This window comes from Gordonia sp. YY1, assembly GCF_009872315.1.
Classification (GTDB): Bacteria; Actinomycetota; Actinomycetes; order Mycobacteriales; family Mycobacteriaceae; genus Gordonia; species Gordonia amicalis.
On record NZ_WXYI01000002.1, the window covers coordinates 344,224 to 362,765 of the forward strand.

Sequence of the window (18,542 nt, forward strand, 5' to 3'; positions counted from 1 at the left end):
CGCTGCAGGGCGCGTCGGCGGCGGTGGCCGCGCCCACCGCGATGGCGCTGGTCGCGACCACCTTCGCGCCGGGTAAACCCCGTAGCCAGGCCTTCGCGATCTACGCGGCGATGACGGGTGTCGGCTCGGTGGCCGGACTGATCCTCGGCGGTGTGCTGACCGAGGTGTCGTGGCGCCTCGTGTTCCTCATCAACGTGCCCATCGGACTGGTCGTCGTCATCGGTGCGATGCTCGCGCTGCGTGAGTCGCAGGGGGAACGGCTGCCCCTCGACGTCCCCGGCGCGGTGCTCGGCACCCTCGGCTGCACCCTGCTGGTGCTCGGCGTCAACGAGGGGCCCAACGGGTGGGACTCGCCGGTCGTGATCGTCTCGTTCGTGCTCGGCGCACTGGCACTCATCGCCTTCGTGATCGTCGAGCGCCGCGCTCCCAACCCGATCCTGCCGTTCTCCCTGTTCGACAACAGCTCACGCGTCGCGGCACTGCTGGCGATCCTGTTCGCCAGCATGATCATGATGTGCATGGCGGTCTTCATCTCGCTCTACCTGCAGGGCATCTTGAAGTACTCGCCGATCCAGAGCGGTCTGGCGGTCGTCCCGTTCGCCTTCGGTCTCGGAATCGCCGCGGCGATCGCGTCGAAACTCGCCCTGATGGTCCAGCCCCGCTGGCTGGTCCTGGTCGGCGGTGCGGTCATCCTCGCCGGCTGCTTCTATGCGTCGTCGATCGCCACCGATGCGCCCGATTACTTCCCGGGCATCTTCATCCCGGTCGTCGTGATCGGCTTCGGTGTGGGGCTCGCGGTGATCCCGCTGACCCTGTCCGTGGTCGCCGGCGTCGGCCCCCACGAGATCGGTCCGCTGACCGCCCTCGCACAGGTCGCCCAGAACCTCGGCGGCGCTGTCGGCCTGGTCGTGGTCGGTGCGCTGGTGACGTCGCGGGCGCTGTCTAAAGGCGGCACCACCGAACCGGTCGAGACCATGAATCCCGCCCAGCTGGCGGCCCAGGCGGAGGGTTACGGTCTCGCCTTCGCGGCCTGCGCCGGGATCGCGGTCGTCGCCGCGATCGTGGTCCTGTTCATGCGGTTCACCCCTGAGCAGGTCGCCGAGGGGCAGGCGGCCCAGGAGGCCGCCGACGCGGGCGTCGACAAGTAACCGACGATCAGTCCGTCAGCACGACGATCTGATCGGGTGCGGCGATCTCGACGCGTTTTCCCGCGTCGGACAGTACGGCGGCCAGTCCGTTGACGTCCCGCACGTTCCGCCGCGTGCGGACCAGCTCGCGGGCCATCAGGCCCTTGTAGTGCTTGTTGAAGTGACTCACGACCTTGCGTGAGCCGTCGGGCTGTTCGGTCATCACCGTTGCGGTGACCGCGCCGCGGACGGGGCCCAGCTGCTGGTAGACACCCGAACGAAGATCGATGACGAAGTCGTCGACCGCGTCCAGCGCGGGCGAGAGCTCCGGCTTCCAGATCGACGCGAGCGTCGCCATCCCGGGGAGCTTCGATCCGCCCGAGAGCCGGTAGGCGGGGATCGCGTCGGCGGCCCGCACCACACCGAACAGTGCCGATGCGATGGCCAGCCGTTCGGTGGCCTTGGTCTTGCCCGCCTTCGTCAGCGAGGCGTGGTCGAGGGCGTCGTAGAGGACGCCGGTGTAGCGCTCGATGGCGGGACGGGTGGGGGAGAGCCACAGGTCGGCGTTGCGGTCCACCTCGGCGAGCTGGGTGGCGCCCAGGCCGAGCGCCGAGCGGCTCGCGTCGAGGTCGCCGGCGAGGTCGACGATCGCCTCGCCGATCCGTTTGCGGACGGGGTTCAGCTCGGGAAAGGACAGGGTGTCCAGGTCGAGGGGAGCCCCGTGCCCACCGTCGGATTTGGTCTCGGAGGGAGGCAGGATGACGAGCACCGGAACACCATAACTAAGCTGGTTTGTCGTGATCACACGCATGTCGACCCTGTTCCTGCGGACCCTGCGCGACGACCCGGCCGATGCCGAGGTGCCCAGCCACAAGCTGCTGGTGAGAGCGGGCTACGTCCGCCGCGTCGCGCCCGGTGTCTACTCCTGGCTGCCGCTGGGTCTGCGCGTGCTCAAGGCCATCGAGAACGTGGTGCGCGAGGAGATGAACGCGATCGGCGGCCAGGAGATCCTGCTGCCGGCGCTGCTGCCGCGTGAACCGTACGAGGCGACCAACCGCTGGACCGAATACGGCGACGCGCTGTTCCGCCTCAAGGACCGCAAGGGTGCCGACATGCTCCTCGGGCCCACGCACGAGGAACTCTTCGCGACGCTGGTCAAGGGCGAGTACTCGTCCTACAAGGACATGCCGGTCATCCTGTACCAGATCCAGACCAAGTACCGCGACGAGGAACGGCCCCGCGCGGGCATCCTCCGCGGTCGCGAGTTCGTGATGAAGGACGCCTACTCCTTCGACCTCGACGACGACGGCCTCAAGAAGGCCTACAACCTGCATCGCGAGGCGTACCAGAAGATCTTCGAACGCCTGCAGATCAAGTACGTCATCGTCTCTGCCACGTCCGGCGCGATGGGCGGCAGCGCCTCCGAGGAGTTCCTGGCCGAATCCGAGGTCGGCGAGGACACCTTCGTGCGGTGCCTGGAGTCGGGTTACGCGGCGAACGTCGAGGCGGTCGTGACGCGTGCGCCCGAACCGAAGCCGATCGACGGCCTGCCCGAGGCCGTGGCACACGACACCCCGGACACCTCGACGATCGAGACCTTGGTGACGTGGGCGAACGAGACCCTCGACGGTGAGTTCGCCGCGGCCGACACCCTCAAGAACGTGATGGTGAAACTGCGTGCGCCGGGCAAGGACTGGGAGATCGTCGGCGTCGGCGTCCCCGGTGACCGCGAGGTCGACATGAAGCGTCTCGAGGCATCCGTCGAGCCGGCCGAGGTCGAGTTGCTCACCGACGCCGATTTCGCCGCCAACCCGTTCCTCGTCAAGGGGTACATCGGACCGAAGGCCCTGGCCGCCAACGGTATCCGTTATCTCGTCGACCCCCGTGTGGTCGACGGCACGTCGTGGATCACCGGTGCCGACGAGCCCGGACGCCACTACGTCGGCCTCGTCGCCGGCCGTGACTTCACGCCCGACGGCACCGTCGAGGCCGCGGAGGTCCGCTACGGCGATCCGTCGCCGGACGGCGCCGGAGTGCTGGTGAGCGCCAAGGGCATCGAGATCGGGCACATCTTCCAGCTCGGCCAGAAGTACACCGATGCCTTCGAGGTCGACGTGCTGGGCGAGAACGGCAAGCCGGTCCGGCTGACCCAGGGGTCCTACGGCGTCGGCGTGTCACGTCTGGTGGCGGTCATCGCGGAGCAGTCGCACGACGACAAGGGACTGCGCTGGCCGAAGACCGTGGCGCCGTTCGCCGTTCACCTCGTCATCGCGAACAAAGACGAGGCCGCGATCTCCGGTGCCGAGCAACTCGCCGCCGATCTCGATGCCGCCGGACTCGAGGTTCTCCTCGACGACCGCAAGGCGTCGCCCGGCGTGAAGTTCAAGGACGCCGAGCTCCTCGGCATGCCGACGGTGGTGGTGGTGGGACGCGGTTACGCCAACGGCACCATCGAGATCCGCGACCGCTTCACCGGTGAGACCACGGAGGTGGCCGTCGACGGGGCGGTGGACGCGATCGCCGCGGCCGCCCGCGCCTGAGAATCAGCCCCTGTTAGGCGACCCCGGGAACGCGACCGTGACCGGGGTCTCCTGCAGCAGCGCCCGCCAGGTGGCGGCGCGGACCGCGCAGTCCGACAGGCCGTCGACGCCGATCCGGCGGCCGGCCTCGTCATCGGCCTGCTCGAGCAGGGCCCGGTATGCCGTCGTGCAGTCCACCTCGGCCGCGAGTGCGGCCTGTGCGGCGGATTCGGGATCGGTGACCTGCACGGGGAGCGTGTAGCCCGCCGCGGCGAGCGGCGGGGTGCCACCGGCGGCGGAGATCGTCCGGTCGATCTCGTCACGACGGGCACGGTGCTCGGCGGCGTAGTCGCCGACCATGCGACGACGCGCGGCCGCGACGTACGCGGTGATCACCCCGTAGGCGAAGATCGCGGCGTTCTCGGCGTCGGCGGCGACGGCGAGCGGATCGCCGCTGTCGGCCACGGGCGACGGGGACGGGACGGGTGTGGTCATGCCAGTTGCACCTCTCGCATCGAGGTCACGGCGGCCGCGACCGATCCGACCAGTCCGGCCGGGTACCCGGACAGGGAGATCGCCACATTGCGGGCCTCGCCCGACGACCGCTCGAGTTCGGCCCGCAGGCTCACGAGGGTCGGCGGTGCGGCGGGTGCGGGTGACGTCGAGGGTTGCGGCTCGTCGACGGTCGCCGCGACCTCCTGGTCGAGACGGATGATCTCCTCCCGCAGCGCCCGCGCATGCTCGGCGCGCTGATCGGCCACGACGGTGAGCGCCGCCGTATACCCGGGTTCGGCGGTCGCGAGCGAGCGAGCGCTCTTCTCGTCGGCGAGAGCGCTGCGCACGAGGGGTACCAGTCGCTCGGCGGTGACGGTCTCCTCCGACGGTCCGGTGCTGCAGCCTGCAACGCCGACGACTCCCAGGCCGGCCACCGCGACCCCGAAAACGAGTCCGCCGCGCAGCACGGTGCGCCGATCCAATGTGGTCACGCGACACATGATGCCAGCCGCGAAACCGAGGTGGTCGGGGCATGCCCGTCGATCCACTAGGATGTGTCAGGCAACGACGTGCGAAACCAGGCACGGCCCGACAACTGAAGACGAGGGGAGTGGCATGCCGATCAGCCCGCCGCAGGTGAGTGAACTCGTCGAAAAGCTTGTCGCAGAGCAAGGTTTCGACCTCGAGGACGTCACCGTCAACCGGCGCGACGGCCAGGACGAACTGACGATCGTCGTCGACCGCGACGGCGGCAGCGACCTCGACGTCCTCGCCGACCTGTCCAACCGGATCTCCGAGGTCCTCGACGCGGTTCCCGAACTCGCCGAAGGCGACCCCTACGTCCTCGAGGTGACCTCGCCGGGGGTCGACCGCCCGCTGACTCTTCCGCGCCACTGGCGCCGCAACGCCGGTCGCCGCGTCGCCGTCGACGTGGCCGCGCGGGAGGGGAGTGAGGCCCGCTCCGTGACGGGCCGCATCGGCAAGCTCACCGGCGAGACCGTCGAGATCGTGATGAACCACCGCGGGCGGATCGCGGTCGAGTCCATCCCGCTCGACGCGGTGACGACAGCGGTCGTGCAGGTCGACTTCTCGCAGCCGAGCGTGACCGAACTCGAACTCTGCGGCCTCGACGCCGACGAGATCGAACGCCGGCGGGCGCGAGACCGGACGCAACTGAACAACTGAACAACCACTGACGAGAGAACTGCAGCGACAAGTGAAAAGCGGGGGACAAGTGAATAGGAGCCAGATCGCATGAACATCGACATCGGCGCACTGCGCATGATCGAGGCCGACAAGGGCATCTCGATCGAGACGGTCATCACCGCCATCGAGACCGCCCTGCTGACCGCCTACCGTCACACCGACGGCTTCGCGCCGCACGCGCGGGTCGACATCAACCGCAAGTCGGGTGCCGTCCGGGTGATGGCGCAGGAGGTCGACCAGAACGGCGACGTCGTCCACGAGTGGGACGACACCCCCGAGGGCTTCGGCCGGATCGCGGCCACCACCGCGCGCCAGGTCATTCTGCAGCGGCTGCGCGACGCGGAGAACGAGAAGAACTTCGGTGACCTCGTCGCCCACGAGGGTGAAATCGTCGGCGGCGTCGTCCAGCAGGACTCCCGCGCCAACGCCCGCGGCATGGTCGTGGTCCAGATCGGCAGCGACGCCAACAGCACCGAGGGCGTCATCCCGCCCGCCGAGCAGGTGCCCGGCGAGGTCTACACCCACGGTGACCGCATCAAGTGCTACGTCGTCGGCGTGAGCCGCGGCCCCCGCGGACCCCAGATCACGCTCTCGCGAACCCATCCGAACCTGGTCCGCAAGCTGTTCTCACTCGAGGTGCCCGAGATCGAGGACGGCTCGGTCGAGATCGTCGCGGTCGCCCGCGAGGCCGGCCACCGCTCCAAGATCGCCGTGCACACCGGTGTGGCCGGGCTCAACGCCAAGGGTGCCTGTATCGGCCCGATGGGACAGCGCGTGCGCAACGTGATGAGCGAACTCGCCGGCGAGAAGATCGACATCATCGACTACGACACCGATCCCGGGGTGTTCGTGGGGAATGCGCTGTCGCCTGCGAAGGTTGTATCGGTCACCGTGGTCGACGCGGCCGCGAAGGCGGCCCGCGTCGTCGTCCCCGACTATCAGCTCTCCCTCGCCATCGGCAAGGAAGGGCAGAATGCCCGGTTGGCCGCCCGGCTGACCGGTTGGCGGATCGACATCCGCTCCGACGCCGCGCCTGCGGTCGAAGGAGCCGCCGAGTGACGCGTGTGACAGCCGATTGTTCGCGACCGGCACGATCGCGCTAGACTGATCGATGGTTCAGCGTTCCGCCCCCCGCACGTCAACCAACCACAGGCCCGTCCGGATGTGTGTCGGTTGTCGGCAACGGGCAGAGATCACCGAGTTGGTACGCGTCGTCGCGCAGAAGTGTGACGACACCACCGGCCTCGTGGTCGATCCCGCGAAGACCATGCCGGGACGTGGCGCTTGGTTGCATGCGAGGGCGGAGTGCATCTCTGTCGCGACGCGACGCAGGGCCTTCGCCGCGGCACTCCGGACCCCCGGTCTGACCGCGGACCCGGAAGATCTCGCCGAACAGCTCGGCGTGATCACCCACTAAAAGATGGCTCCTCGGAGCCGGAACAGGTTGCAGAAGACATGAGCACACCGTGAAGTCCCCACGATGAGCATGTACCGGACATAAATCGAGGCCGTAGCGGGTTAGCCGCTTGGCCTCCAACAAAGGAGAGCAGTGGCAGGCAAAGCCCGCGTGCACGAACTGGCCAAAGAGCTCGGCGTGACGAGCAAGCAGGTGCTCGAGCGCCTTAAAGAACAGGGCGAGTTCGTCAAATCGGCGTCGTCGACGGTAGAGGCCCCAGTGGCCCGTCGACTGCGTGAATCATTCCCAGGCAAGGACGGGGTGAGCAAGGACGGCGGTTCGTCGTCGGCACCCGGTCCTCGCCAGTCGGCCAAGCCCGGACCCAAGCCGTCCGGTGCGCCGAAGCCCGGAGCCGCCCCGGCAGCGCCGGCGGCGGGTCGTCCCACCCCGGGACCCCAGTCCACCGCGCCCCAGACCGGCGCACCCCAGACCGGCGCACCCCAGACCGGCGCACCCAAGCCGGGCGGCCCGAAGCCGGGTCCAGCCCCGGTCGAGACCCCCGCACCGGCTGCGGCCGAGCGTCCCAGTCCGGCCCCCGCCCCAGGCGGTCCCAAGCCGGCACCGGCACCTGCGGCCCCGGCCGCGTCGGCAGCTCCCACGCCGCCGACCAAGGCCCCGGGTCCCCGTCCCGGCCCCAAGCCCGGCCCGCGTGCTCCGCGCGTCGGCAACAACCCGTATTCGTCGGCCCCGGCTCCCGCGCCGCGCCCGGCGGCTCGTCCCGGCCCCGGCCAGGGCGGTCCGCGTCCCGGTGGCGGTCGTCCCGGTCCCGCCGGCCAGGGCGGACCCCGTCCCGGTGGCGGTCGTCCCGCACCCGGCCAGGGTGGTCCGCGTCCCAACCCGGGCAACATGCCCCCTCGCCCCAGCCCCGGCGCGATGCCCTCGCGCGCGGCGCGTCCTGACGCCCGTCCGGGTGGTCGCGGCGGTGCCGGCGGCGGCCGTGGCGGAGGCGCCGGCGGCGGCGGTTACCGCGGCGGACCCGGTGGCGGCGGCGCACCCGGTGCACCCGCAGGTGGTGGCTTCCGCGGTCGTCCCGGTGGCGGCGGCGGTCGTGGCCGCGGCGGTGCAGCCGGTGCGTTCGGTCGTCCCGGCGGCGCCCCCCGCAAGGGTCGCAAGTCGAAGCGCGCAAAACGCGCCGAGTACGAGAGCATGCAAGCACCGGCCGTCGGTGGCGTCCGGCTGCCGCGCGGCAACGGCGAGATCATCCGTCTCGCACGTGGTGCCTCGCTCTCCGACTTCGCCGACAAGATCGACGCCAACCCGGCATCGCTGGTCCAGGCGCTGTTCAACCTCGGCGAGATGGTGACGGCGACCGAGTCGGTCAACGACGAGACGCTCGAGCTGCTGGGCTCGGAGATGAACTACCGCGTCCAGGTCGTCAGCCCGGAGGACGAGGACCGCGAGCTGCTCGGCAGCTTCGACCTCACCTATGGCGAGGACGAGGGCGGCGAGGAAGATCTCGAACAGCGCCCGCCGGTGGTCACCGTCATGGGCCACGTCGATCACGGTAAGACCCGACTGCTCGACACGATCCGTAAGGCGAACGTCCGCGAGGGCGAGGCCGGCGGTATCACGCAGCACATCGGTGCCTACCAGGTGAACACCCACCTCAACGGTGAGGATCGCCTGATCACGTTCATCGATACCCCGGGTCACGAGGCGTTCACCGCCATGCGTGCCCGTGGCGCGAAGGCGACCGACATCGCGATCCTCGTGGTCGCGGCCGACGACGGCGTCATGCCGCAGACGGTGGAAGCGGTCAACCACGCCCAGGCGGCCGACGTCCCGATCGTGGTCGCGGTGAACAAGATCGACAAGGAAGGTGCGGATCCGCAGAAGATCCGCGGACAGCTGACCGAGTACGGTCTGGTGCCCGAGGAGTACGGCGGCGACGCGATGTTCGTCGACATCTCGGCCAAGCAGGGCGAGAACATCGACGCACTGCTCGAGGCCGTGCTGCTCACCGCGGACGCATCGCTCGACCTGCGTGCCAACCCGGACATGGATGCCCAGGGTGTCGCCATCGAGGCGCACCTCGACCGCGGCCGTGGCCCGGTGGCGACCGTGCTGGTCCAGCGCGGCACCCTCCGCGTCGGCGACTCGATCGTCGCCGGTGACGCCTACGGTCGTGTCCGTCGCATGGTCGACGAGCACGGCGAGGACGTCCCCGAGGCACTGCCGTCGCGTCCGGTCCAGGTCATCGGTTTCACCTCGGTCCCCGGTGCAGGTGACAACCTGCTCGTGGTCGAGGAGGACCGCATCGCCCGGCAGATCGCCGACCGTCGCAACGCGCGCAAGCGCAACGCGCTGGCCGCGCGCAGCCGCAAGCGGATCAGCCTGGAAGACCTGGATTCGGCTCTCAAGGAGACCAGCCAGCTCAACCTCATCCTCAAGGGTGACAACTCGGGTACGGTCGAGGCCCTCGAAGAGGCCCTGCTGGGTATCGAGATGGGCGACGAGGTGTCGCTGCGCATCATCGACCGCGGTGTCGGTGGTGTCACCGAGACCAACGTCAACCTGGCGGCGGCATCGGATGCGATCATCATCGGCTTCAATGTCCGCGCGGAGGGCAAGGCCACCGAGCTGGCCAACCGCGAGGGTGTCGACATCCGGTACTACTCGGTGATCTACCAGGCCATCGACGAGATCGAGAGCGCGCTCAAGGGCATGCTCAAGCCGATCTACGAAGAGGTGGAGCTCGGCCGCGCCGAGATCCGCGCCATCTTCAAGTCGTCGAAGGTCGGCAACATCGCCGGTTGCCTCGTCCAGTCGGGCATCATGCGCCGCAACGCGAAGGCGCGCCTGCTGCGTGACAACGTCGTGGTCGCCGAGAACCTCACCGTGTCCTCGCTCAAGCGCGAGAAGGACGATGCCACCGAGGTTCGCGAAGGCTACGAATGTGGTCTCACGCTGACCTACTCGGACATCAAGGTGGACGACGTGATCGAGACCTACGAGCTGCAGGAGAAGCCGCGCGACTGATGCGCGTGGGCTCCGAGCTCTCGTAAGAAAACTCTCGACCCGCTGCCGTGCGCGTCGTTCCCGACCAGGGGACGGCGCGCACGGCACCGCTTACGGAAGGACTCCCGATGGCTGATCCAGCACGGGCACAGCGACTGGCCAAGCGGATCTCGACGATCGTCGCCTCGGCGATCGCCTCCGAGATCAAGGACCCGCGCCTGGCCTACGTGACGGTCACCGACACCCGCGTGACCAATGATCTGCACGACGCGACCGTCTACTACACGGTGATGGGTGAATCCATCGACGCCGAACCCGACTACGACGCCGCCGCGGCCGGACTGGCCAAGGCGACCGGCGTGCTGCGGTCCAAGGTCGGTGCCGGAACCGGCGTCCGCTTCACCCCGACCCTGCGTTTCGTCCTCGACACGGTGCCCGACGCGGCTCGTCAGATGGAGGAGCTCGTCGCACGCGCCCGCGCCAACGACGAACTCGTCGCACGGCGTCGGGCAGAGGCGTCACCGGCCGGTGACGCCGATCCCTACCGTTCGGCAGACGACGCCGGCGACGACGAGTGAACGCTTCGGCGAGTGCCGCGATCGCCGCAGAGCTGGCGACCGCATCGGCGGTGACCATCTGCTGTCACGTCCGCCCGGATGCGGACACGATCGGCAGCGGTCTCGCACTGGGACTGGCCCTCGACCGGCGTGGCGTCGACGTCGAGGTGTCCTATCCCGGTGCCGAACAGCTACCGGCATCGCTCGGCGGTCTGCCCGGCAGCAAGCTCCTGTGTTCACCGAACCAGGTGATCGGGCACCCGGTGGTGGTGTCGGTCGATGCCGCGAACCTCGAGCGCCTCGACTCGCTGGGCGCCGTCTTCAGTGCGGCCGACACCTCGATCACCATCGACCATCACGCGTCGAATCCCGGTTTCGGCGACCTCGATCTCATCGACCCGGCCGCCGACTGCACGTCGGTCCTCGTGCTCGACGTCCTCGACGAACTCGGGGTCGATCTCGACGCCGACATCGCCACCTGTATCTACGCCGGGCTGACCACCGACACCGGGTCCTTCCGCTGGGCCCGACCGCAGTCCTTCCGGATCGCGGCGCGCCTGCTGGAGACCGGCGTCGACGCACGCAAGTGGAGCCGCATCCTCTTCGATTCGCATCCGTTCGAGTGGTTCGCCATGATGTCGGACGTGCTGGCGTCGGCGAAGCTGGTCCCGTCGGCGTGCAACGGCGAGGGACTCGTCTACGCGATCGTCGACCAGCGGGCCCTCGCCGGAATGAGCTGGGAAGAGTCCGAGAGCGTCGTGGACACCATCCGGACCGCCCGCGACGCCGAGGTGGCCGCGGTGTTCAAAGAGAGTGCGCCCGGCGTCTGGACGGTGTCGCTGCGGTCCAAGGACGTCGTCGACCTCGTTCCGATCGCCCGCGCCCATGGCGGCGGCGGACATCGGCAGGCGTCCGGTTACAGCGACACCGGCACCGCCGACGAGGTGGTCGCGAGATTGTTGGAGTCGCTCTGAGCGATGATGCGGGTGTCGCGCGGATCGCGACGCTGACCGTCTCGGCGCTCGCGGTCCTGATCGCACCACCGCTCTACCTGCTTCTCGACCTCGCGGTCGTCGGTCGTCTCGGCGGCGAGCAGCTCGCCGCGCTCGGCGTCGGAACGCTGGTCCTCTCGATCGTCAGCACCCAGCTCACCTTCCTGTCGTACGGCACCACGGCCCGTGCGGCGCGCAGGTTCGGCGCGGGTGATCGGGCCGGTGCGGTGCACGAGGGCGTCCAGGCCAGCTGGATCGCGGTCGCCGTCGGTGTGGTGATCGTCGCGGTCGCCTATCCGCTCGCGCCCGCGGTCATGAGGTTGCTCGTCGGCGCATCGTCGCCGGATTCGGCCGCGGTGGCCGCCGACGCCGCACACTGGTTGCGGATCGCGATGTTCGGGGTGCCGCTGATCCTGCTGTCGATGGCCGGCAACGGCTGGATGCGCGGCGTGCAGGACACGCGCCGGCCGGTCTTCTACGTGGTCATCGGGCTGTCGCTCGCGGCGGTTCTGGTCGTCGGCCTCGTGCACGGCATCGGACCGTTTCCGCGTCTCGGCCTTCCGGGTAGCGCCGTCGCGAACGTGATCGGGCAAGGGGTCACGGGCATGCTGTTCGCGGTGCGGGTGATCCGCGAGGCGTCAGGGGAGTCGCAGGGGTTCCGACCGGACCGTCCGATCATCGTCGCCCAGCTCGCGATGGCACGCGATCTGATCGTGCGCAGTCTCTCGTTCCAGATCTGTTTCGTCTCGGCCGCCGCGGTGGCCGCCCGGTTCGGCGTCGCACAGGTCGCGGCCCATCAGCTCGTACTGCAGCTCTGGGAGTTCATGGCGCTGTTCCTCGACTCGGTCGCGATCGCCGCCCAGGCACTCGTCGGTGCCGCGCTCGGCGGTGGTCGCCTGACGATCGCCGACGCCGTGGCCCGCCGCGTGACCGGGGTGTCGGTGGTCGCCGCGACCGCGATGGCCGCCGTCTTCGCCGCCGGTGCGACGCTCATCCCGCGCATCTTCACCACCGACGACGCCGTGCTCGACGCCATCGGGGTGCCCTGGTGGTTCTTCGTCGGCATGCTGCCGATCGCCGGCGTGGTCTTCGCCCTCGACGGCGTGCTCCTCGGCAGTGGCGACGCCGCCTTCCTGCGCACCGCGACACTGACCGGTGCGCTCGTCGGGTTCCTGCCGCTGATCTGGCTGTCGCTGATCTTCGACTGGGGCCTGGCCGGCGTGTGGTCCGGCCTGGTGGTCTTCATGGTCATCCGGCTCGCGACCGTCGTGTGGCGTATTCGTTCCGGCCGGTGGCGGCAGGCAGGGGTCGTACCCGCTTGACCTGACCTCGTCCCTGCTCAGCGCTGCTCGTCGCCGGGACGCCTGATCTGCGTGGTGCGGAACGACGGGTCGTCGGGACGCCGCGGGGGCTGAGCGAGCGGCGGCGGTGACACGGGATACCGTTCCGTCTCCCGCTGGTCGATCTGATGGGCCTGCGTCCGGTACAGCTGGGTGGCGCGATGGTCCTCGACGCTCGCCGCGGCCGCGGGTGCGCCTGCCGCCCGGGGTTTCCGCGTGGCGAGGCCGATGCCGTCGCATGCCCACAGGATCAGGATCGCCGCGAGCACGAACGCGATCTCGAACGTCACCACGCCCACGTGGTAGCCGAGGGGCAGGGTGCCCCCGCTCGTGAGGTCCGCGCCGAAGTCGGGCTGATGGAAGTAGATCGCCCACGTCCCCAGGGAAAGCACCCCGGCCGCCGGGATCACGCCCAGCCAGGTGGCTGCCGACCGTCGCCGGGCGATGGACCAGACGATGACGACGCCGCTGTCGAACAGGGCGATGTTCGCCATCGCCGCCGCTTCGAGTACTCGCGCATTCCAGTCGGCGATCACGGACGAGTCGAGATAGAAGGGGAGGATCGCGACCCGTTCCAGAGCCAGGAGGAGCAGTCCCACGGGTAGCACGAGCGCAAGGCGCAGACCGCTGCGCGCCCACGCCGCCGTGATCAGCAGGAACACGAACGGCACGACTGCCGACGCGCCGAATCGAGCCCAGGAGTCGGTGCCCGCCGAATCCAGGGCGTAGAGCGACATCACGAGGGCGACGGTGAACGCGACGAGGATCGCGGTACTCACCAGCGCCTGCACCCACCAAGGTCCTCGATTGCCTACCACCGTTCGATCGTCCCACGTGAGACCGCCCCCGGCACGGAGTGATCACGACCTCTGGCACGATGGATCCTCGTGGCAACTTTGTGGGCGATCAGCGATCTGCACGTCGCCCATCGGGGCAACGAGCACATCATCGACGACATCCGGCCGACGTCGCCGGAGGACTGGCTCATCGTGGCCGGTGACGTCGCCGAACGCACCGACGACATCGTCGACACGCTCCGCCGCCTGCGGACCCGTTTCCACACCGTCATCTGGGTCCCGGGCAATCACGAGTTGTACACCACGGCCAAGGACCCGCTGCAGGTGTTCGGTGTCGCCCGGTACGACTATCTGGTGCAGGCGTGCCGCGACATCGGTGTGGTGACCCCCGAGGACATCTATCCGCTGTTCGATCCCGGCGACGGCGGCGAGCCGGTCCGGGTGGTCCCGATGTTCCTGCTGTACGACTACACGTTCCGGCCGGAGGGCACCGCCAACAAGCTCACCGCGCTGGCGCTGGCGCGCGAACGCAACGTGGTGGCGACCGACGAGTTCCTGCTCTCACCCGAGCCGTTCCCGACCCGCGACGCCTGGGGCCGGGCACGCATCGAGATCACCCGCCGCCGCTTGCAGGCGCTCGATCCGTCGGAGAAGACGGTCCTCATCAACCACTGGCCGTTGCGCCGCGAACCGTGCGATGCGCTCATCTACCCGGAGTTCGCGCTGTGGTGCGGCAGCGAGCTGACCGCCGAATGGCACACCGAGTTCAACGCCGCGTGCTGCGTGTACGGGCACCTGCACATCCCGCGGACGACCTGGTATGACGGCATCCGGTTCGAGGAGGTGTCGGTCGGCTATCCGCGTGAGTGGAAGCGGCGCGGCCTGCCGAATCCGTTGATGCGCAACATCGTGCCCGGTGATGGTCTCGGCGAGACCGATCTGCCTGAGCACGGGGTGCGCTTCGACCTGCCGCCCGACTATGCCGAGCGAGCCGCGGAATTCCGCGCGCGTGTGGAGCAGCGGCAGGCAGAGCGCCGGACCCGGCAGGTGGAACGGCAAGCAGGAAAGGACGACCGGTGATCGAACAACTCCTTCCATCCGGGGTCGCCTCGGCGGAGGCGTTCGACGATCCGCCCGGACTGACCCTGATGCCCGCCGAGCAGGCGCTCATCGGCAAGGCCGTCGAGAAGCGTCGCCGCGAGTTCACCACCGCCCGTCACTGTGCGCGGCAGGCGCTGGCGGAGTTGGGTTACGAGCCGGTGCCGATCCTCAAGGGGGACAAAGGCGCTCCGATCTGGCCGGCCGGCATCGTGGGCAGTCTCACGCACTGCGACGGCTACCGCGCGGCGATCGTCGCCCACTCGATGGGCGTGCGATCCCTCGGCATGGACGCCGAACCGCACGACGCGTTGCCCGACGGCGTGCTCGAGCACACCAGCCTGCCCGCCGAACGTGAGGTCCTGGCGACCCGTCCGTCCGGCCTGCACTGGGACCGGTTGCTGTTCTGCGCCAAGGAGGCCACCTACAAGGCGTGGTTCCCGATCACCAAGCGGTGGCTGGGTTTCGAGGACGCCCTGATCACCTTCGAACAGACCGCGGAGACGTCCGGGACGTTCATCTCCCGCATCCTCATCGACCCGGCCGCGGCCGACGGCGGTGCGCCGGTGCTTGAGTTCCACGGCCGTTGGCTCGTCGAGCGGGGCATCATCACCACGACGATCGCGATGGTCTGAATGGCCGACGCAACCATCGAGAAGGCCGGTCTGCTCATCGTGGACAAGCAGGCCGGGATCACCAGCCACGATGTCGTCTCGCGATGCCGCAAGATCTTCGACACCCGCCGGGTCGGTCACGCCGGCACCCTCGACCCGATGGCCACCGGCGTCCTCGTCGTCGGGATCGAGAGGGCGACAAAGCTTCTCGGTCTGCTGTCGCTGACCACCAAGTCCTACACCGCGACCATCCGGCTCGGTGCCTCGACCACCACGGACGACCGCGAGGGCGAGATCCTCACCACCGCGGACGCCTCCGGTGTCACCGACGACGAGATCGCCTCGGCCGTCGCCGATCTCACCGGCGACATCCAGCAGGTTCCGGCGAAGGTCTCGGCGATCAAGGTCGACGGCCGGCGCGCGCATGCACTCGTCCGCACCGGCGCCGAGTTCGACCTGCAGGCCCGGCCGGTCACCGTGTCACGATTCGACGTTCTGGCCACGCGGCGTGCGGGGGACACCGACAACGACACCGCGGGCGTCGTGGATCTCGATGTCGCGGTGGACTGTTCGTCGGGCACCTACATCCGGTCGCTCGCGCGCGATCTCGGTGCCGCGCTCGGCGTCGGTGGGCATCTGACCGCGTTGCGGCGCACCGCCGTGGGGCCCTTCACCCTCGAACACGCCCGCACGCTCGACGAGGTCCGCGAGGACGGCCGCGTCAGCCTCGACATCGACGAGGCGGTGAAGCTGTCCTTCCCCCGCCGCGACATCAGCGACGACGAGGCCGAATCCATCAGCCAGGGACGATGGCTCGAGCCGATCGGCATGAAGGGCGTCTACGTGGTCGTCGACCCGCACGAGCAGGCCATCGCGCTCATCCAGGAGAAGGGCCGCCGGGCGGGTTCGGTGATGGTGGTGCGTCCGGCCACCCTGCGCTAGCGCGGGACGACGAAGATCGCGCGCGCGGCGATGTCGCCGAGGTCGATCGGCGTCGCGTCGTCGAGGGATACCGAGATGGTGCCGGCGAAGGGCCGCTTCTCGGCGACGGTGACGACACGGTCGAGGGCCACGCCGACCTCGTCGAAGTAGCGGAGCATCTCCGGGTCGGTGTCGGAGATGCGGGCGATGCATCCCGACGCCCCGACCTCGAGGTCGGCGAGCAGTGCCGCGGCGGGTGTGGGGATCGAACCGTCGAGTGCGGGGATCGGGTCGCCGTGCGGATCCCGGTCGGGGAAGCCGAGTTTCGCGTCGAGCCGGGCCATCAGCCGATCCGAGACGGCGTGTTCGAGGATCTCGGCCTCGTCGTGCACCTCGTCCCAGCGGTATCCGAGTTCGCGGACGAGGAAGGTCTCGAGGAGACGGTGGCGCCGCACCATCAGGATCGCCGCCTCGCGGCCCTCGTCGGTCAGCGTCACCGCGCCGTAGGGCTCATGGGAGACCAGGCCCTGATCGGCGAGTTTGCGGATGGCCTCCGAGGCCGTCGACGGGGACACTCCGAGGGACTGGGCCAGCAGCTTGGTCGTGACCTTGACGTCTTCCCACTCCTGGCTGGTCCAGATGACCTTCAGATAGTCCTGGGTGACCTGTGACAGTTCGGTCACCGGACGGTCTGATCCCCTGGGCATGGGTATGAGCTTAGCGTCACCTTGTCTGCTCGCCGACATCTCGTCGTCGACACCCCGTCCGCTCGTAGGCGTGTGGCGGTGGTGGTTTGGAACTGGTGCTGCCCGTAGGCTGGTCGCGTGTTGCGATGGCGAGGTCTTGATGACATCCCCGCGGACTGGGGACGGTGCGTGGTCACCATCGGTGTCTTCGACGGTGTGCACCGTGGGCATGCCGAACTGATCCATGCCGCCACGAAGGCGGCCAAAGAGCACGGGGTGCCGTCCGTGCTGATGACCTTCGACCCGCATCCGTCGGAGGTCGTGCGGCCGGGATCCCATCCGCCGCAACTGACCACGCTGACGCGACGGGCGGAGCTGGCCGAGGAACTGGGGATCGACGTCTTCTGCGTCATGCCGTTCACCCCGGAACTCGCCGCGCGCTCGCCCAAGGACTTCGCCCACGACATCCTCGTGGAGACACTGCATGCCGCCGACGTCGTGGTGGGGGACAACTTCACCTTCGGGCGCAAGGCCGCCGGCGACGTCGCGAAACTGACCGAGCTGGGCGCCAAGTTCGGCTTCGAGGTGCAGGCCATCTCACTGTTCGGCGAACACGCGGTGACCTACTCGTCGACCTACATCCGTTCCTGCGTCGCGGCCGGTGACATGGACCGCGCCGCCGAGGCGCTCGGCCGCCCGCACCGGGTGGAGGGCGTCGTGGTGCGTGGGGACGGCCGGGGACGCGATCTCGGGTACCCGACCGCGAACGTCGCGCCGCCGATGTACGCCGCGATCCCCGCCGACGGCGTGTACGCCGCGTGGTTCACGATCCTGGGCGTGGGACCGGCCGTCGGCGAGGTGCTGCCGGGAGAGCGGTACCAGGCGGCGGTGTCGGTGGGCACCAACCCGACCTTCTCCGGGCGCACCCGCACCGTCGAGGCCTTCGTCCTGGACAAGAACGCCGACCTCTACGGCCAGCACGTGGCCGTGGACTTCGTGCACCGCATCCGCGGCATGGTCCAGTTCGACGGGATCGACGACCTCGTCACCGCCATGGGCGACGACGTGGCGAAGACCAGGGAGATCCTGGCGGCGGCCGAGACGCCGTGAGTACACCGCGCACAGGTGGCGCGCAGACCTCGGCGGTCGCCGCGGCCCTCGCGTCGGTCGTGCTGGGCCTGGTGGTCGTGGCCGCCACCTTCATGGAGTGGGTCGACCTCGGTTCGGTGGGGCTCGCACCGCTCAACCCGAACGGTTTCGGGGTTCACAACGGGCACTACGCGCAGACACTCGGAACCCAGCTGACGCTGGGGTGGTTCACCACCGCACTCGGCCTTCTCATCATCATCGGTGGTCTCCTGGCCCTGTTCGCCGTCGTGCGTCGGGTGGGGGCGCCTCATCCGGGTTTCGCCCTGGTCGCCGGGGCCGGTGTGGGCGTCGTCGTCATGGCCGGTGCGGTACCCGTGCGGCCTCTCGGTCTGACGCTGCCGCTGGGCCAGATCGGGGCGACGTCGGCGGCCGCCGACGTCGGTGAACCGACCGCCGGGTTGTTCCTGATGCTCGCCGCCGCTCTGACCTCGGTCGTCCTCGGCCTGGTCGGTGTGTCGCTCACCGGTCGCGAGTCCGCCGGAGCGGCCCGTCGCCTCCTCGCGATCGCGATCGTCGTCGGCGCCCTCATCGGCGTCATCGCGGTCGCACTGGTGTGGTGGTGGCTCGGCCGCGATGCGGCCCTGAGCATCCACGGATTTGGGTCCGCACCGGGCGACAGGTAGCCTG

The 18,542-nt window shown here is 69.3% G+C and carries 19 protein-coding genes; 14 read left to right on the forward strand and 5 right to left on the reverse strand.

What is annotated here, in order from left to right; genetic code table 11:
* Positions 1 to 1,148: MFS transporter (locus BPODLACK_RS04765; RefSeq protein ID WP_236577605.1), on the forward strand; the 1,148-nt coding region annotated here is incomplete at its 5' end.
* Between the two features lie 7 nt (positions 1,149 to 1,155).
* On the opposite strand, the gene yaaA is transcribed toward BPODLACK_RS04765, so the two are convergent.
* Complete coding sequence (yaaA, locus tag BPODLACK_RS04770) at positions 1,156 to 1,938, reverse strand: peroxide stress protein YaaA (protein WP_193748662.1); 783 nt, start codon at positions 1,936 to 1,938, stop codon at positions 1,156 to 1,158.
* On the opposite strand from yaaA, the gene BPODLACK_RS04775 reads away from it, so the two are divergent.
* Positions 1,937 to 3,667 (forward strand): proline--tRNA ligase, encoded by a 1,731-nt coding sequence (locus BPODLACK_RS04775; protein WP_024498437.1) that lies wholly within the window; start codon positions 1,937 to 1,939, stop codon positions 3,665 to 3,667. The genes yaaA and BPODLACK_RS04775 overlap by 2 nt on opposite strands.
* A 3-nt stretch (positions 3,668 to 3,670) precedes the next feature.
* On the opposite strand, the gene BPODLACK_RS04780 is transcribed toward BPODLACK_RS04775, so the two are convergent.
* Positions 3,671 to 4,141: a ferritin-like domain-containing protein gene (locus tag BPODLACK_RS04780; protein WP_024498438.1), complete on the reverse strand. Its 471-nt coding sequence runs from the start codon at positions 4,139 to 4,141 to the stop codon at positions 3,671 to 3,673.
* Positions 4,138 to 4,641 (reverse strand): hypothetical protein, encoded by a 504-nt coding sequence (locus BPODLACK_RS04785; protein WP_051349600.1) that lies wholly within the window; start codon positions 4,639 to 4,641, stop codon positions 4,138 to 4,140. Before BPODLACK_RS04785 ends, BPODLACK_RS04780 begins: the two co-directional genes overlap by 4 nt.
* A gap of 115 nt (positions 4,642 to 4,756) precedes the next feature.
* Between BPODLACK_RS04785 and rimP the strand changes: the two genes are divergently transcribed.
* The 7 genes from rimP to BPODLACK_RS04820 all read left to right on the forward strand — a co-directional run bounded on the left by rimP (position 4,757) and on the right by BPODLACK_RS04820 (position 12,632).
* The gene (gene rimP, locus BPODLACK_RS04790) at positions 4,757 to 5,326 is read left to right on the forward strand and encodes a ribosome maturation factor RimP (RefSeq protein WP_024498440.1); all 570 of its coding nucleotides are present in this window, start codon (positions 4,757 to 4,759) and stop codon (positions 5,324 to 5,326) included.
* Between the two features lie 69 nt (positions 5,327 to 5,395).
* Positions 5,396 to 6,406, forward strand: a complete 1,011-nt coding sequence (gene nusA / locus BPODLACK_RS04795; protein WP_006436405.1) for a transcription termination factor NusA — start codon at positions 5,396 to 5,398, stop codon at positions 6,404 to 6,406.
* 103 nt (positions 6,407 to 6,509) lie between these two features.
* Positions 6,510 to 6,764, forward strand: coding sequence for a YlxR family protein (locus BPODLACK_RS04800; protein ID WP_024498441.1), 255 nt, complete (start codon positions 6,510 to 6,512; stop codon positions 6,762 to 6,764).
* A gap of 132 nt (positions 6,765 to 6,896) precedes the next feature.
* On the forward strand, positions 6,897 to 9,782 hold the full coding sequence (infB, locus tag BPODLACK_RS04805) for a translation initiation factor IF-2 (RefSeq protein ID WP_024498442.1): 2,886 nt from the start codon (positions 6,897 to 6,899) through the stop codon (positions 9,780 to 9,782).
* A 107-nt stretch (positions 9,783 to 9,889) separates the two neighbouring features.
* A complete protein-coding gene (gene rbfA / locus BPODLACK_RS04810) occupies positions 9,890 to 10,339 on the forward strand; it encodes a 30S ribosome-binding factor RbfA (RefSeq protein WP_006436409.1) in 450 nt (149 codons plus the stop codon).
* Positions 10,336 to 11,292, forward strand: coding sequence for a DHH family phosphoesterase (locus BPODLACK_RS23435; protein ID WP_024498443.1), 957 nt, complete (start codon positions 10,336 to 10,338; stop codon positions 11,290 to 11,292). Before rbfA ends, BPODLACK_RS23435 begins: the two co-directional genes overlap by 4 nt.
* Positions 11,293 to 11,315: 23 nt before the next feature.
* Entirely contained in the window at positions 11,316 to 12,632 is a 1,317-nt protein-coding gene (locus BPODLACK_RS04820; protein ID WP_375295609.1) for an MATE family efflux transporter, read from the forward strand.
* A gap of 17 nt (positions 12,633 to 12,649) precedes the next feature.
* On the opposite strand, the gene BPODLACK_RS04825 is transcribed toward BPODLACK_RS04820, so the two are convergent.
* Complete coding sequence (locus BPODLACK_RS04825; protein ID WP_232513104.1) at positions 12,650 to 13,429, reverse strand: hypothetical protein; 780 nt, start codon at positions 13,427 to 13,429, stop codon at positions 12,650 to 12,652.
* Positions 13,430 to 13,537: 108 nt separating this feature from the next.
* On the opposite strand from BPODLACK_RS04825, the gene BPODLACK_RS04830 reads away from it, so the two are divergent.
* The 3 genes from BPODLACK_RS04830 to truB are packed head-to-tail and all read left to right on the forward strand — an operon-like array spanning position 13,538 to position 16,101.
* Positions 13,538 to 14,527: a metallophosphoesterase family protein gene (locus tag BPODLACK_RS04830; protein ID WP_024498447.1), complete on the forward strand. Its 990-nt coding sequence runs from the start codon at positions 13,538 to 13,540 to the stop codon at positions 14,525 to 14,527.
* Positions 14,524 to 15,180 (forward strand): 4'-phosphopantetheinyl transferase family protein, encoded by a 657-nt coding sequence (locus BPODLACK_RS04835; protein ID WP_024498448.1) that lies wholly within the window; start codon positions 14,524 to 14,526, stop codon positions 15,178 to 15,180. Before BPODLACK_RS04830 ends, BPODLACK_RS04835 begins: the two co-directional genes overlap by 4 nt.
* Positions 15,181 to 16,101, forward strand: a complete 921-nt coding sequence (gene truB, locus BPODLACK_RS04840) for a tRNA pseudouridine(55) synthase TruB (protein WP_024498449.1) — start codon at positions 15,181 to 15,183, stop codon at positions 16,099 to 16,101.
* Here the strand turns inward: truB and BPODLACK_RS04845 are convergent.
* On the reverse strand, positions 16,098 to 16,787 hold the full coding sequence (locus tag BPODLACK_RS04845) for a metal-dependent transcriptional regulator (protein WP_006436416.1): 690 nt from the start codon (positions 16,785 to 16,787) through the stop codon (positions 16,098 to 16,100). The genes truB and BPODLACK_RS04845 overlap by 4 nt on opposite strands.
* 117 nt (positions 16,788 to 16,904) lie before the next feature.
* Here BPODLACK_RS04845 and BPODLACK_RS04850 point away from each other — a divergent pair, with 117 nt between their 5' ends.
* Positions 16,905 to 17,876 carry a bifunctional riboflavin kinase/FAD synthetase gene (locus tag BPODLACK_RS04850; protein WP_081712412.1) on the forward strand — a complete coding sequence of 324 codons (972 nt, stop codon included), beginning with the start codon at positions 16,905 to 16,907 and terminating at the stop codon, positions 17,874 to 17,876.
* Positions 17,873 to 18,538, forward strand: a complete 666-nt coding sequence (locus BPODLACK_RS04855; protein ID WP_024498452.1) for a hypothetical protein — start codon at positions 17,873 to 17,875, stop codon at positions 18,536 to 18,538. Before BPODLACK_RS04850 ends, BPODLACK_RS04855 begins: the two co-directional genes overlap by 4 nt.
* The last annotated feature ends 4 nt before the right edge of the window (positions 18,539 to 18,542 follow it).